Annotated in this window: 9 protein-coding genes; 3 read left to right on the top strand and 6 right to left on the bottom strand. The window is 74.2% G+C overall.

Going from position 1 to position 14,883, the window contains the following annotated elements; genetic code table 11:
- Positions 1-39 precede the first annotated feature (39 nt).
- Entirely contained in the window at positions 40-1,278 is a 1,239-nt protein-coding gene (locus tag GD970_RS18900) for a carboxylate--amine ligase (protein WP_152204454.1), read from the bottom strand.
- 242 nt (positions 1,279-1,520) lie between these two features.
- Between GD970_RS18900 and GD970_RS18895 the strand changes: the two genes are divergently transcribed.
- From GD970_RS18895 to GD970_RS22530, 3 genes are all read left to right on the top strand, one after another.
- Positions 1,521-2,105 carry a DUF3000 domain-containing protein gene (locus GD970_RS18895; protein ID WP_226925467.1) on the top strand — a complete coding sequence of 195 codons (585 nt, stop codon included), beginning with the start codon at positions 1,521-1,523 and terminating at the stop codon, positions 2,103-2,105.
- Positions 2,106-2,151: 46 nt separating this feature from the next.
- Entirely contained in the window at positions 2,152-3,423 is a 1,272-nt protein-coding gene (locus GD970_RS18890) for an HRDC domain-containing protein (protein ID WP_226925466.1), read from the top strand.
- Between the two features lie 102 nt (positions 3,424-3,525).
- Positions 3,526-5,763 carry a 3-hydroxyacyl-CoA dehydrogenase NAD-binding domain-containing protein gene (locus GD970_RS22530; RefSeq protein WP_170297329.1) on the top strand — a complete coding sequence of 746 codons (2,238 nt, stop codon included), beginning with the start codon at positions 3,526-3,528 and terminating at the stop codon, positions 5,761-5,763.
- Positions 5,764-5,802: 39 nt separating this feature from the next.
- Here the strand turns inward: GD970_RS22530 and GD970_RS18880 are convergent, their stop codons facing one another.
- The 5 genes from GD970_RS18880 to GD970_RS22355 all read right to left on the bottom strand — a co-directional run bounded on the left by GD970_RS18880 (position 5,803) and on the right by GD970_RS22355 (position 14,767).
- Complete coding sequence (locus tag GD970_RS18880) at positions 5,803-7,437, bottom strand: amino acid permease (RefSeq protein ID WP_152204451.1); 1,635 nt, start codon at positions 7,435-7,437, stop codon at positions 5,803-5,805.
- Between the two features lie 149 nt (positions 7,438-7,586).
- On the bottom strand, positions 7,587-8,492 hold the full coding sequence (gene pflA / locus GD970_RS18875) for a pyruvate formate-lyase-activating protein (protein WP_152204450.1): 906 nt from the start codon (positions 8,490-8,492) through the stop codon (positions 7,587-7,589).
- Between the two features lie 196 nt (positions 8,493-8,688).
- Entirely contained in the window at positions 8,689-10,962 is a 2,274-nt protein-coding gene (gene pflB / locus GD970_RS18870; protein WP_152204461.1) for a formate C-acetyltransferase, read from the bottom strand.
- 243 nt (positions 10,963-11,205) lie between these two features.
- Positions 11,206-13,125 (bottom strand): 1-deoxy-D-xylulose-5-phosphate synthase, encoded by a 1,920-nt coding sequence (gene dxs, locus GD970_RS18865; RefSeq protein WP_152204449.1) that lies wholly within the window; start codon positions 13,123-13,125, stop codon positions 11,206-11,208.
- A gap of 316 nt (positions 13,126-13,441) precedes the next feature.
- Positions 13,442-14,767: an HNH endonuclease signature motif containing protein gene (locus GD970_RS22355; protein ID WP_226925465.1), complete on the bottom strand. Its 1,326-nt coding sequence runs from the start codon at positions 14,765-14,767 to the stop codon at positions 13,442-13,444.
- Positions 14,768-14,883 lie beyond the last annotated feature (116 nt).

Here is a 14,883-nt window from a genome sequence, read left to right as displayed (position 1 = left end):
CGCCGGCCCGCGGGCCGGCAGGTCGATGGCCCCGGCCGGTCAGAAGCCGGTGGCGGTGGGCCGGGGGTAGTAGGTGCGCAGCGCGCGCACCTGGTTGATGCCGTGCAGCAGGCGGTACAGCGAGCGGCGCGGGTTGCGGTCGGCGGGGTAGGCCAACGGGTGCACGGCGCGACGACGGCGCAGCACGCCGCGCACCTTCGCCTTCAGCGCCGGGTCGGTGAGGTAGCGCGGGAGCACCGCGGTGGGCACGTAGTGGAACACGCCCGTCTCGGTGGCCAGCTCGGGGGTGTGCGCGCGGCCGTGGACGAGGTCCTCGACCATGACCCGCACCGGGTTCGCCCCGCCGACGTTGATGTAGTAGTTCGACCGGCCGATGCGCGGGTTGATGTCGAGCAGGCGGGGGACGCCGTCGCGCGGGTCGATCTTGAGGTCGACGCTGGCGTAGCCGCGGTAGTCCACGGCGGCGAGCACACGCCGGACCGTCTCGACGAGCTCGGCGTCGTACTCGACCAGGGTGATCGCGGCGTTGCCGAGGAACGCCGGCTGGTGCAGGCCCAGGAGCACCTGGCCCGTTGCCGCCATCGTCATCTGCCCGCGCGAGTCGACGTAGGCGTTGACGACGCGGTTGTAGGTGTCGTCGCCGGGCACGAGCTCCTGGACGAGCATCTCCCCGCCGAAGCCGGCCTGCTTGACGGCGGCGAGGATGTCGAGGACCTCCGCGAGCGTCTGCGCGGCGTAGACCTTCTTGCGGCCGGGGAACTGCAGCACCTCGTACTCCCCCGACGTCGCCGGCTTGACGACGACGGGGAAGGTCAGCTCGGCGAGCAGCGCCGGCCAGGCGGCGCGGTCGGTGCCGGGCACGTCCACCGCGACGTGGGCAGGGCTGGCCACGCCCTGGGCGCGCAGCACGCGGTCGAGCACGCCCTTGTCCCCCACCCGCTCGATGACGGCGTCCGGCGGGGTGGGGACGACGAAGCGGTCCTCCAGCCAGGCCCGCTCGCGGCGCACGAGGTCGATGTGGTGCTCGACGTTGACCATGAGCACGGGCTTGGCGCCGGGGCGGCGGGCGGCGATGGTGTCGAGCGTGGCGAGCAGGCGGTCGTCGTCGGCGCCGGGGCCCATGTAGACGTTCTCGATGATCGAGGAGTGGTCGATGGGGCCGCGCGGGCCCTCGCTGACCACGGTGGAGCGCACCCCGTACGCCTCGTGGAAGGACCGCGCCATCGAGTACACGCCGATGTCGGTGCCCAGGATGACCGGCGTGAGCGGCGATGTCATGTGCGTGCGGTTCCTCCTGCGCCTCGGGAGCACGGCTCCCCTGCGGTCCAGGGGGCAGCATTCCGGGTCCCCCTGCGGTCCGGGTCAGTGTAGTCAGGACACCGGACGGACCCGTCCGTGAGCCTGTTCACCCGCCCGTTTCCCCGCCACCCGTGCGGCTCGGCGCCGCCGCGCCGGTCCATACCACGCACCCACCCGGCGCGCCTCTCCCACCCGCGCGTGCACCCACCTAGCCTGGAGGCGTGAAGGAAGACGCCCCGGTGGCACCACCGGACTTCCAGGACGCGCTGCTGAGCCTGCGCGGCCATCGCATGCGCCCCGAGATCCACCTCGAGGAGGTCCCGGCGCCCTCCCGCATCGCGCCCTACGCCCTGGCGCTGACGGCGGAGGTCAACGCCGCGCCGCGGACCATGGATCCCGACGCGTTCCTCGGGCACGGCCGCTTCGTCGTCCTGCACGACCCGGCGGGCCAGGAGGCCTGGCACGGGACCTTCCGGGTCATCGTCATGGCCAAGGCCCGGCTCGAGGAGGAGATGGGCGCCGACCCCATGCTCGGCGAGGTCGGCTGGAGCTGGCTCACCGACGCCCTCACCGAGGCCGGTGCGGGCTACCACGACCTCTCCGGCACCGTGACCCGGGTGCTCTCGGAGACCTTCGGCGGCCTGGAGCTGCGCGGCGGCCAGGTGGAGATCGAGGTCCGGGCCTCATGGACGCCGACGACGACGGACCTCGGCCCGCACCTGAAGGCGTGGGCCGCACTCACCTGCACCACCGCAGGGCTCGAGCCGCTGCCCGAGAATGTCACCGCCCTCACACGCCGGCGCTGACGGCGCCGCGGGTTCCGCCGCCCGCGCACGACGTACCGTGGCTGCCGTGCCCGCCCTCACCGACGACCCGCAGACTCCCCAGCCGCTCACCCCAGAGCTGCCGCCGACCGCGCCGCTGCCCCCGGTCCCGCTGACCGAGCCGGCCGCGGGCGTCCCGCCGGTCACCGACACCGCCCCGGCCCTGGCCGACGCCGTCGCCCGGCTGGCCGCCGGCTCCGGGCCGGTCGCGGTCGACGCCGAGCGGGCCTCGGGCTACCGCTACGGCCAGCGGGCCTACCTCGTCCAGCTGCGCCGGACGGGCGCGGGCACCGTGCTGCTCGACCCCGTGCCGTTCGAGGACCTGTCCGCCCTGGCCGCGGTGCTCGCCCCCGAGGAGTGGGTGCTGCACGCCGCGGACCAGGACCTGCCGTGCCTGCGGGAGGTCGGCCTGGTGCCGGCGGCGCTGTTCGACACCGAGCTCGCCTCGCGGCTGCTCGGGCGCGAGCGGGTGGGCCTGGCGGCGGTGGTCGCCGAGAACCTCGGGTACGAGCTCGCCAAGGAGCACTCCGCGGCGGACTGGTCCACCCGGCCCCTGCCCGAGTCCTGGCTGCGCTACGCCGCCCTGGACGTCGAGCTGCTCCTGCCACTGCGCGAGGTGCTCACCGCGCAGCTGGAGGCGGCCGGCAAGCTGGAGTGGGCCCGCCAGGAGTTCGAGCACGTGCGCACCGCCCCGCCGGCCCCGCCGCGCACCGACCCCTGGCGCCGCACGTCGGCGCTGCAGGCGGTGAAGTCGGCCCGCGGGCTCGCTGTCGCCCGCGAGCTGTGGCGGGCGCGCGAGGAGCTCGCCCAGCAGCTCGACCGCTCCCCCGGCCGGGTGCTGCCGGCCGCCGCCATCGTGGCCGCCGCCGTGGCGCTGCCGCGCACCGAGGGCCAGCTGGTGCGCCTGCGGGAGTTCTCCGGCAAGGGCACGCGCAAGCGCTCGGGGTACTGGTGGGCCGCCGTCGCCCGGGCGCTCCGGCTGCCGGACACCGAGCTGCCGCCCCGCCGCGCCGCCCGCGAGCCGGGCCAGCTGCCCGCGCCGCGCGCCTGGGGCGAGAAGAACCCCGAGGCCGCCGCGCGGCTGGAGGTGGTGCGCCAGACCGTGCGCGACGTGGCCGCGGAGCACGCCCTGCCGCAGGAGAACCTCCTCGCCCCGGCCACCCAGCGCCGTTTCGCCTGGGAGACCGGCCCGCGCCCGACCGCCGCGCAGGCGGGCGACCGTCTGGCCGCGCTGGGGGCGCGCGAGTGGCAGGTCTCGCTCACGGCCGGTCCGCTGGCGCGGGCGCTCGCCGCGCTCTGAGCGGGGCGGCGTCCCCGACCGCGACGCCCGCGTGTGACGCGCCTCATAGCGGGCGGGGTAGGCTCCGGACGGTCCGACAGCGCCGTCCCACCAGGAGTGCCCGTGGTCCACGCAGCCGCCGCCCCCTACCAGGAGCGGGTGACCGCCGTCCGCACCACCGACCTCGAGGTCACCGACCTCGGCACGGTCCTCGTCCTCACCCTCGCACCGGAGGACGGCGTCGACCGGCCCTGCACGCTCGGCGAGCAGGGCCTGACGAACCTGCGCGCGGCCCTGGCCGCGGCCCGCGACCGCGCCGAGGAGGGCCACCTCGCCGCCGTCGTCCTCACCGGCACCGGTCGCACCTTCCTCGCCGGGGCCGACCTGCGCGCCATCCGGGCCGCCCGGGCGGAGGCCGAGGCGCGCCGGCTCGCCCGGCTGGGGCACGAGGTGGTCGCCGCCATCGCCGACCTGCCGGTGCCGACCCTCGCCCACCTCAACGGCGCCGCCCTCGGCGGCGGGCTGGAGATGGCGCTGGCGTGCGACTACCGCACCGCGGCGCACGACGTGCGCGCCATCGGGCTGCCGGAGACCTATCTGGGGCTGCTGCCCGGCTGGGGCGGCTGCACCTTGCTGCCGCGGCTGGTGGGGCCGGAGACGGCGCTCGAGATCATCATCGACAACCCCTCGCGCAACAACCGGCTGCTCGACGCCCCCGCGGCGCTGGCCGCCGGGCTCGTCGACGTCGTCCTGCCCGCGCCCGACGACAACGCCGCCGCGCTGGCCGACGCCGGCGCCCACGGGGTCGCCGGGGGCGGGGCCGGCGAGGACGTCCTGCTCCCCCGCGGGCCCGGCGCCCTCCCGCGGCCGGTGCTGGAGTGGCTGCGCCAGGCCGTCGACGGGCAGGTGCCGGTGGCCCGCCGGGTCGAGCGGCCGACCGGGCCGCACCCGGCGGACCCGGCGGACGACGCCGAGTGGCTCGCCGCGGTGGACCGGCGCCACGACTTCGTCCACGCCCGCGCCGCCGGCGGGGCGCCGGCGGCCGAGCACGCGCTGCGCACGGTGGCCGCCTCCCGGACGCGCTCGCGCGCGGAGTCCTTCGCCCTCGAGGACGACGCCCTGGTGCACCTGGTCATGACCGACGCGCTGCGGGCCAGCCTGTACGCCTTCGACCTGCTCGGGCACCGGGCCCGCCGGCCCGCGGGGCGGCCCGAGGGGGTGGAGTCCCGGGAGATCCGGTCCGTCGTCATCGCCGGCGCGGGCCTCATGGCCGGTCAGCTGGCGCTGCTGCTGGCCCGCTCGCTGCGGGTGCCCGTGACGATGCGGGACCTCGACGACGAGCGGGCGCGGCGGGGCCTGGCGGCCGTGCACGACGAGGTGGAGCGCCAGCGGGCGCGGGGCCGGATCTCCGACGCCGGCGCGCAGCACCTGCGCGACCTGGTCGGCGTGACCACCGACGTCGCCGACCTCGCCGGCGCCGACCTCGTCGTCGAGGCGGTGTTCGAGGAGCTGGAGGTCAAGCAGCGCGTCTTCGCCGAGCTCGAGGCCGTGGTGCGGCCCGACACGGTGCTCGCCACGAACACCTCCGCCCTGTCGGTCTCGGCGATGGCGGCGTCCCTGGCCCGTCCCGAGCGGGTCGTGGGCCTGCACTTCTTCAACCCGGTGGCGCAGATGCCGCTGGTGGAGGTGGTCCGGGCCGAGCGCACCGACGACGTCACCTATGCCACGGCCTTCGCCGTCGCGCAGGCGTGCCGCAAGACCGCCGTCGCCGTGGCCGACGCACCGGGCTTCGTGGTCAACCGGCTGCTGGTCCGGCTGCTCGGGGAGGTGCTGGGCGCGCTGGAAGAGGGCACCACCGTGGCCGACGCGGACCGGGCGCTGGTCCCCATGGGGCTGCCCATGGGCCCCTTCCAGCTGCTCCAGCTCGTCGGGCCCGCCGTCGCCGAGCACGTGCTGCGCACGCTGCGCCACGACCTCGGCGACCGGTACCCCGACTCCCCCGGCCTGGCGCGGGTGGTGCGCGAGGGCCGGTCCTTCGTCGCCGGCACCGGCCGGCCCAGCGCGGCCTCACCGGTGGACCCGACCATCGGTGAGCTGTTCGGCGCCCGCCGCGTCACCAGCCCGCTCGACGCCGAGGGCCTGCTCGACCGCGTGCGCCGCGCCCTGGCGGAGGAGACCGCACTGCTGCTGGACGACGGCGTCGTCGCCGGCCCGGAGGACGTTGACGTCGCCATGGTGCTGGGGGCCGGCTGGCCGCTGCACAACGGCGGGCTGACGCCCTACCTCGACCGGACCGGGGCGTCGGAGGCGGTGCTCGGCCGGCGATTCCACGAGCCGGGCGTGGCGAGCCTGCCGCGGTAGCGGGCTCGCGGGCCGGCGCCCGGCGGCTTGCCGGCCCGGCTACCGCGGCTCGTCGCCGCGACCTCCTCCGCCGGCGGGTGGTCCACCACCGCCGGCGGGAGGCATGGCGCCCCCGGCGGGCGGCATGGCGCCCCTGCCGAGCGGCTCGCCGCCCGCCAGCGGCGCGCCGCCGCCCATCGGCGCCGTCCGCCGGAGCTCCTCGCCGGCCCCGCCCGCGGCTCCCGGTGCGAGCCGGCTGTGCTGCCGGCTGTAGACGAAGTAGAGAACCAGGCCGATCGCCATCCAGATGGCGAACCGCAGCCACGTCTCCGCGGGCAGGTTGAGCATGAGCCACAGGCAGGCCACGGCGGACAGGATGGGCAGCACCGGCACCCACGGCACCCGGAACGACCGGTGCAGGTCCGGGCGGGTGCGGCGCAGGACGATCACGCCGATCGAGACGAGCACGAACGCGAACAGCGTGCCGATGTTGACGAGCTCGGCCAGCGTGCCGAGCGGGACGAGCCCGCCGAGCACCGCGACGATGACGCCCGTGAGGATGGTGATCCGGTACGGCGTGCGGTAGCGGGGATGCACCGCGCCGAGGCCGGGCGACAGCAGGTGGTCGCGGCTCATCGCGAACAGCACCCGGGACTGGCCGAGCATGAGGATCATCACGACCGAGGTGAGGCCGGCCAGCGCGCCGACGGAGATCAGCGCGGAGACGAACGGCAGGCCGACGCTGCGGAAGGCCTCGGCGAGCGGTGCGTCGGTCGAGAGCTGGGTGTAGTTCTGCATGCCGACCACGACCAGCGAGACGGCCACGTAGAGCAGGGTGCAGATGGCCAGCGAGGCGATGATGCCGCGCGGCAGGTCGCGCTTGGGGTTCTTGGTCTCCTCGGCCGCCGTGGCGACGATGTCGAAGCCGATGAACGCGAAGAAGACGATGGCGGCGCCGGCGAAGATGCCGCCGACCCCGAAGGTGGACGGGGTGAAGCCGGCGATGAGCTGGATGAGCGGCGCCGTCAGCGTGCTGCCCCCCGTGGTGCCCGGCTGGGCGGGCGGGACGAAGGGCTGGTAGTTGGCGGCGTTGATGTAGAAGAGCCCGAGGACGATCACCAGCAGGACGATGGCGATCTTGATCGCCACGATGACGGTGGTGACCCGCGAGGAGAGCTTGATGCCGAGCACGAGGACCCCGGTCATCAGGAGCGCGATGAACATCGCCGGGATGTTCACCGTCGCCGTCTCCCCCGCGATGGACGCGGGCAGGGGGATGCCGAGGTCGCCGAGCAGCTGGTTGAAGTAGCCCGACCAGCCGACCGAGACGGTGGCCGCGCCGAGCGCGAGCTCGAGGACCAGGTCCCAGCCGATGATCCAGGCCATGAACTCGCCGAACGTGGCGTAGGAGAAGGTGTACGCCGAGCCGGCCACCGGCACGGTGGAGGCGAACTCGGCGTAGCAGAGCGCGGCGAAGCCGCACACCACGCCGGCGACGACGAACGAGATCGCCACCGCCGGGCCGGCCTGGGTCTTCGCGACCACGCCGGTGAGAACGAAGATGCCGGTGCCGATGATGACGCCGACGCCGAAGACGGTCAGGTCCAGCGCGGAGAGGTTCCGGCTGAGCCGATGTTCGGGCTGCTCCGTGTCGCGGAGCGATGCCTCGACGGACTTGACGCGGTGCTGTGCCACGGGATGCCTCCTCGACCACGAGCCGAAGCCGGAGCCCTCCTCCGTGGAGCAGCGCCGGAGCTCTCCATCCGTGCAGCAGCGTGGCACGGGTGGGGCCGCCGCGCATTCGTAGGCCGACGGCGCCCCCGGTGCCGCTTGGCCGGCCCCGCTCAGTAGACGGTGAGGCCGCGGTCGCGGAACTGCCCGCGTACGCGCTCCACCAGCTCGGGCGAGGGCGCCGGGGTGTCGGCCAGCTCGTACGCCATGCCGAGCCGCTGCCACTTGTCGCGGCCCATGTTGTGGAACGGCAGGACCTCCACCCGGGAGACGGTCGCGAGGGTGGCGACGTGGTCGGCGACGGCGGCGACGTTCTCCGGGGCGTCGGTCAGTCCCGGCACGAGCACGAACCGGATCCACATCTCGGTGCCGCGGTCGGCCAGGCGGCGGGAGAAGTCCAGGGTGGGCCGCAGCTCGCGCCCGGTGGTGCGCGTGTAGGTCTCGGGCAGGCCGGACTTGATGTCGAGGAGGACGAGGTCGACGTCGTCGAGGAGCGCCTCCGAGGCGTGCGCGCCGAGGAAGCCCGAGGTGTCGATCGTGGTGTGCACGCCCATCTCCTTGGCGCCGCGCAGCAGCCGGCCGAGGAAGGCGGGCTGCATGAGGGGCTCGCCGCCGGAGACGGTCAGCCCGCCGCCGGTGGCCCGGAAGACCGGCAGGTAGCGCCGCACCCGGGCGAGCAGCTCCTCGACGGCGACCGGTTCGCCGTCCTTCATCTTCAGCGTGTCGGGGTTGTGGCAGTACAGGCAGCGCAGCGGGCAGCCGGCGAGGAAGACCGTCAGCCGGGTTCCCGGGCCGTCGACGGCGGTGACGAGCTCCCACGAGTGCATCGAGCCGATGTCCCCGGCGCGGACCGCGGCGACGTGCTCGGCGTGCGTCATGGCCGGCGCGGTCTCGATCCCGGCGGTGCCGGCGGAGCGGCGCACGCGCGGCACGGCGTCCTCCGGGACGGGCACGTACTCGCCGTTGATGCCGTCCGGGGCGACGACGCCGCTGGTGGGGGGCTCGAACGTGGCGGTCATGACGTCCTCCTGGTCCGCCGTCGCGGGGTGGGTCCCCGGCCGCGACGGATCGGGGCCGGTGCGTGGGGTGCCGATTCTGGCTCACCGGCCGGGGATTGTCGCCGGCCGGTTCCCACCGGGTGGGGTGGGGACCGGCCGGCGGCGGGGCGGCTCGTGGCCGCCGGCCGGTGCCGCCGGTGGCCCGGCGGCGGTGGCGTCAGAGGCTGCCGTGGAAGGTGCGCGAGACGACGTCGAGCTGCTGCTCGCGGGTCAGGCGCACGAAGTTCACGGCGTAGCCGGAGACGCGGATGGTCAGCTGCGGGTACTGCTCGGGGTGCTCCATGGCGTCGTAGAGGGTGTCCCGGTTCAGCACGTTGACGTTCATGTGGTAGCCCTGCGAGCCCATGTAGGCGTCGAGGAGACCGACGAGGTTGGTCACCTGCTCGTCCTTGGTCCGGCCGAGGCCGGTGGGCACCACGGTGTTGGTCAGCGAGATGCCGTCCTGGGCCTCGTCGTAGGGCAGCTTGGCCACCGACAGGGCCGAGGCGAGCATGCCGTGGGTGTCGCGCCCGTTCATCGGGTTGGCCCCGGGGGCGAACGGCTGGCCGGCGCGGCGGCCGTCGGGGGTGTTGCCGGTGTGCTTGCCGTACACGACGTTGGAGGTGATCGTCAGCACCGACTGGGTGTGCAGGGAGTTGCGGTAGGTCGGCAGCTTGCGGATCTTGGCCATGAACCGCTCGACCAGGTCGGTGGCGATGGCGTCGACGCGGTCGTCGTCGTTGCCGAAGGCGGGGTAGGCGCCCTCGATCTCGTAGTCGACGACGAGGCCGTCCTCGCGGCGCACCGGGCGCACGGTGGCGTAGCGGATGGCCGAGAGGGAGTCCGCGGCGACGGACAGGCCGGCGATGCCGCAGGCCATGGTCCGCAGCACCTCCTTGTCGTGCAGGGCCATCTCGAGGCGCTCGTAGGCGTACTTGTCGTGCATGTAGTGGATGCAGTTGAGGGCGTCCACGTAGGTCTGCGCGAGCCAGTCGAGCAGGGTGTCGTAGCGAGCCATGACGTCGTCGAAGTCCAGGACCTCGCCGGTGACCGGCGCGCTGACCGGGGCGATCTGCTCGCCGGAGTTCTCGTCCCGGCCACCGTTGATGGCGTAGAGCAGCGCCTTGGCGAGGTTGACCCGGGCGCCGAAGAACTGCATCTGCTTGCCCACCCGCATCGGGGAGACGCAGCAGGCGATGGCGGCGTCGTCGCCCCAGGCGTCGCGGATGAGGTGGTCGGACTCGTACTGGATGGCCGAGGTGTCGATGGAGACCTGCGAGCAGAAGCGCTTGAAGCCCGCCGGCAGCTCCTCGCTCCACAGCACCGTGAGGTTCGGCTCGGGGGCCGGGCCGAGGTTGTACAGCGTCTGCAGCATCCGGAAGGAGGTCTTGGTCACCAGCGGCCGGCCGTCCTGGCCGACGCCGCCGATGGACTCGGTGACCCAGGTCGGGTCGCCGGAGAAGAGCTCGTCGTACTCGGGGGTGCGCAGGAAGCGCACGATGCGCAGCTTGATGACGAAGTCGTCGATCATCTCCTGCGCCTCGGTCTCGGTGAGGCGGCCCTCGGCGAGGTCGCGCTCGACGTAGACGTCGAGGAAGGTCGAGGTGCGGCCGAGGGACATCGCCGCGCCGTTCTGCTCCTTCACCGCGCCGAGGTAGGCGAAGTACAGCCACTGGATGGCCTCGCGGGCGGTGGCGGCCGGGCGGGAGATGTCGTAGCCGTAGGACGCGGCCATCTCCTTGAGCTCGGTCAGCGCCCGGATCTGCTCGGTGTTCTCCTCGCGGTCGCGGATGACGTCCTCGACGCTGCGCTGCCCGTCCAGCTCGGCCCGCTCGGCCTTCTTCGCGGCGATGAGGGCGTCGACGCCGTAGAGGGCGACCCGGCGGTAGTCGCCGATGATGCGGCCGCGGCCGTAGGCGTCCGGCAGGCCGGTGAGGATGTGGGCGCTGCGGGCCTTGCGCACGTCCGACGGGTAGACGTCGAAGACGCCCTGGTTGTGGGTCTTGCGGTACTTGGTGAAGATCTCCTTCACCACGGGGTCGACCTCGTAGCCGTAGGTCTTCAGCGAGGTCTCCACCATGCGCCAGCCGCCGTAGGGCATGATCGCGCGCTTGAGCGGGGCGTCGGTCTGCAGGCCGACGATGAGCTCGCGGTCGCGGTCGATGTAGCCCGGCGCGTGGGCGGTGATGCCGGCGGGGGTGGTGGCGTCGACGTCGTAGACACCCTTCTCGCGCTCGGCCGGGAACATCGCCAGGAGGGTGTTCCAGACGGCGGTGGTGCGCTCGGTGGGGCCGGCCAGGAAGCTCGCGTCGCCCAGGTACGGGGTGTAGTTCCGCTGGATGAAGTCACGCACGTCGATGGCGGTGGACCAGGTTCCCTCGGTGAATCCGCGCCACGCGCTGGGGGTCTCGGCGGGTCCGGCTACGGCGGGCTCGATCGTCAGGGTGGCCATCACGCTGCCTCCTCGTCACAGGCGACAACCCTTGCCGCCTCTGACATCCACGCTAAGAACCGGGCGGATCGGACACGTGGGACCTTGGACCGCAGGGGTACGTGGCCCCTCTCACAGACCAGTTCCGGGGCATTCTTCGGGCGTGCGGAAAGGTGACGGGCACCACGGAGACACACCCTCCGCCGCGCGCGAGCACGCTGACAGCCCGGCGGAGGTGCTCTTGCTCTGCCGGGCGTGCCTGCGTCAGCGACCGGTCGGACGGAGCCGGACGGCGGGCTCCTGTCCCTCGGGCGCCAGCGCCGCCACGGCAGCCGCGGTCTCCCGGGCGATGTCCGGGCCGCGCAGGTGGAACTCCTCCACCAGCTGGGCGCGCGAGGCGTGCTCGAGGAAGCGCAGCGGGATGCCGTGGCAGCGCACCGGCACGTCGGCCCCGGCCGCGGCGAGGGCGTCGCGCAGCGCGGACCCGATGCCGGCGTTGGCGAGGCCGTCCTCGACGACGACGACGAGGTCGTGCTGGCGGGCGAGGCCCACGAGGTCCTCCGCCACCGGCAGCACCCAGCGGGGGTCGACGACGGTCGACCCGATGCCCTGGGCGTCGAGCGCCCCGCCGACCTCGACCGCTGTGTGCGCCATGACGCCGACACCGACGACGAGCACGCGCGGCACCCCGCCGTGCCTGGCGAGGACGTCGACGCTGCCCTGGCGGCCCACTGCCGGCAGCGCGTCCGGCACGGCACCCTTCGGGTAGCGCACCACCGTCGGTCCGTCCTCGACGGCGACCGCCTCACGCAGCGCCGCGCGCAGCGTCGGCTCGTCGCGCGGCGCGGCCAGACGCAGGCCTGGCACGCTGCGCAGCAGCGCCATGTCCCACATGCCGTTGTGGGAGGCGCCGTCGTCGCCGGTCAGGCCGGAGCGGTCGAGCACGAACGTCACGCCCGCGCGGTGCAGGGCGACGTCCATGAGGAGCTGGTCGTAGCCGCGGTTGAGGAAGGTGGCGTAGAGGGCCACGACGGGGTGCAGCCCGGCGAACGCCATGCCGGCGGCCGAGGTCACCGCGTGCTGCTCGGCGATGCCGACGTCGAAGACCCGGTCCGGGAACTCCTCGGCGAAGGGCGCCAGGCCGACCGGTGCGAGCATGGCCGCGGTGAGCGCGACGACGTCGCTGCGCCGTCGTCCGATCTCGACAATCTCCTCGGCGAAGACGGAGGTCCAGCCGAAGCGCGACGGCGCGACCGGCAGCCCGGTCTCGGGGTGGATGACGCCGACGGCGTGGAAGCGGTCGACGACGTCGGTCTCGGCGGGCGTGTAGCCGCGGCCCTTCTGGGTGATGGCATGGACGATCACCGGCCCGCCGAAGGCCTTGGCCCGGCGCAGCGCCATCTCGACCTCGCCGATGTCGTGCCCGTCGATCGGCCCGACGTACTTGATGCCCAGGCCCTCGAACAGGCCCTGCGGGGCGATGACGTCCTTGAGGCCCTTCTTCATCCCGTGCAGGGCCTCGAACGCCATGCGCCCGGGCGGGCCGGAGCGCTGGAGGGTCCGCTTGCCCCAGTCGAGGACCTTCTCGTAGTGCGGCGTGGTGCGCAGCGCATCGAGGTGGCGGGCGAGGCCGCCGATGGTCGGGGCGTAGGAGCGGCCGTTGTCGTTGACGACGATGACGAGCGAGCGGTCCTGCCCGTCCGCGATGTTGTTGAGCGCCTCCCACGCCATCCCGCCGGTCAGCGCGCCGTCGCCGATGACGGCGACGACGCTGCGGTCGCCCAGCCCGCGGAGCTGGTTCGCCTTGGCGATGCCGTCGGCCCAGCTCAGGGCGGTGGAGGCGTGCGAGTTCTCGACGATGTCGTGGTCGGACTCGGCGCGGGAGGGGTAGCCGGAGAGTCCGCCCCGGTGGCGCAGGTCGCCGAAGTCCTGCCGACCGGTGAGGAGCTTGTGCACGTAGGCCTGGTGCCCGGTGTCGAACACGACCCGGTCGCGCGGGGAGTCGAAGACGCGGTGCAGCGCGATGGTGAGCTCGACGACGCCGAGGTTCGGGCCCATGTGGCCGCCGGTGCGGGCCACGGCGGTCACCAGGAAGTCCCGGATCTCCTTCGCGAGGACGTCCAGCTCGGCCGGGCTGAGCCGTCGCAGGTCAGCGGGCCGGCGGATGCGCTCCAGGTAGCTCATCGGTCTTCCTTCCTCGGCGCGCGAAAGCGCAGCACCAGCGCCCCACTGTAAAACGGACTGCGCATCAAGGGCGAGACGCCCGAAACGGTCGGCGTGCTGACATGACGCTTTCCGGGCGTGAGATGCGGAACTCCCACACGCCTGGGAGACGTGTGCTCGTGCGGCGAGCGGCGTCCCCATCAGGTGGGCGACGATCGTCTCAAGTCGGTCGCTGCAGCGCGAACTGGGCTCCGAACGGATGCGACATGGGGCAACTCTCACAGTCGACGGCCCGCTTCTCGCCCGCGCCGGGCAGCCCCCACTCCGGTGCCTTTCCTCAGTACGTGGGTGGGTCGAAGGTGTCGGGCGGGATGGGGATGGTGGTGCCGTCGATGTCGCGGCGGTAGGCGTGGCCGGAGGGGGTGCGCCATGCGAAGACGCCGGGGGTGGGCTGGCGGACGTGGAAGAGCCCGGTGGTCTTGAGCAGGTGGTCGCCGGTGCAGATCGGTCCGAGGTTGTCCTCGCTCGTGGTCCCGCCCTGGGACCAGGGGTTGGTGTGGTCGAGCTGGCACTGCCAGGCCGGGGTGGGACAGCCCGGGCTGACGCAGGTGCGGTCGCGTTCGCGCACCCAGCGGGCCAGGTCGGCGGGCGGGCGGTAGCGGGTGCGGCCGATGTCGAGGACGGCGCCGGAGAGCGGGTCGGTGACCAGGCGCCGCCAGGTCCCGCCGGCGGCCAGGATCCGGGCCAGGTCCGGGTCGATCGGCCCGTACCCGACCAGCTCGGGGGCCTGGGCCAGCGGGGGCCGGTCGAACGTCGCTACCGGCCCGCCGCCGGCGTCGTCTGCGCCGGTGGCCGAGCTCGCCGACGTGCCGGGGGCTGCGCCGCCGGGGCCGGCCGGCACGCTGCGCCCCGCCGCGTCTGCCGTGTCGGGTGGGAGGAGCAGGTCGATGGGCACGCTCACGCGCACCTCGGTGCGGAAGATGCCCGGATCGCCCAGCCGCATCCCGCGGCGCTGGCGCATGAGCAGGTGCAGCGGCGGCAGCGCCGCCTCGGCCGGTCTCGCCCACGGCGGTGGCGCGCCGCCCGGTGGACCCGCGGCGCCCGGTCCGCCGGCCGCACCACCTGTGGTGCTCGCACCGGGGGGATCGGCGTCGGGCGGGTCCGCGTCGGGCGGCCCGGCGTCGGGCGGTCCGGTGTCGGGCGGGTCCGCGTCGGGCGGTCCCCCATCGGCCGGTCCGGCGCCGGCCGGTCGCGCCGAGGCAGGGGCGGGAGCGCCGGCCGGCGGGCCGGCCTCGGGCGGGTCGCCCTCGGCTGGCGAGACGGCCCGGGCGGTGCCGGCGTCCGATGTCGCGGCCGTGCCGGCGTCGGCATCGCCATCGGCATCGGCACCGGCACCGGCATCGGCATCGGCATCGGCATCGGCATCGGCATCGGCAAGGTCGTCCGGGTGGTTCCGGGCGTCATCGTCCCCGTCCTTCGCGTCGCCGGCCGCGTCGCCGGCCGCGCCGCCTGGGCGTGCGCCCGGGTCGGGCACCAGGTGGTCGGTGGGGTCGTGGCGCGGGCAGGTGCAGTGCCCGCCCGGCGGGCCGGCGACCCCGGTATGCAGCGCCCCGGCGGCCAGGGCGAACAGCGCCTCGGCGCGCAGCGCCTCCGGGCCTGTCAATTCTTCTGTGTAGGACGGGTTGTATCGGTTTTAGTTGATGTGTCCGGCTAGGCGGTCGGGGTAGAGCAGTTCGAGGTGGTTGAGGGCGGCTTTCCAGCCGTCGGTGGGGGCGCCTT

The organism is Georgenia thermotolerans (assembly GCF_009193185.1).
GTDB lineage: Bacteria > Actinomycetota > Actinomycetes > Actinomycetales > Actinomycetaceae > Georgenia > Georgenia thermotolerans.
Note: the sequence above shows the minus strand (reverse complement) of the source record. Positions and strands in the feature narration are given on the sequence as shown.

Bases quoted from the DNA above. Each gene is read 5' to 3' on its own strand.
- GD970_RS18900 (WP_152204454.1), bottom strand. From the start codon at position 1,278: ATGACATCGCCGCTCACGCCGGTCATCCTGGGCACCGACATCGGCGTG.
- pflA (WP_152204450.1), bottom strand. From the start codon at position 8,492: ATGACCGCCACGTTCGAGCCCCCCACCAGCGGCGTCGTCGCCCCGGAC.
- pflB (WP_152204461.1), bottom strand. From the start codon at position 10,962: ATGGCCACCCTGACGATCGAGCCCGCCGTAGCCGGACCCGCCGAGACC.
- dxs (WP_152204449.1), bottom strand. From the start codon at position 13,125: ATGAGCTACCTGGAGCGCATCCGCCGGCCCGCTGACCTGCGACGGCTC.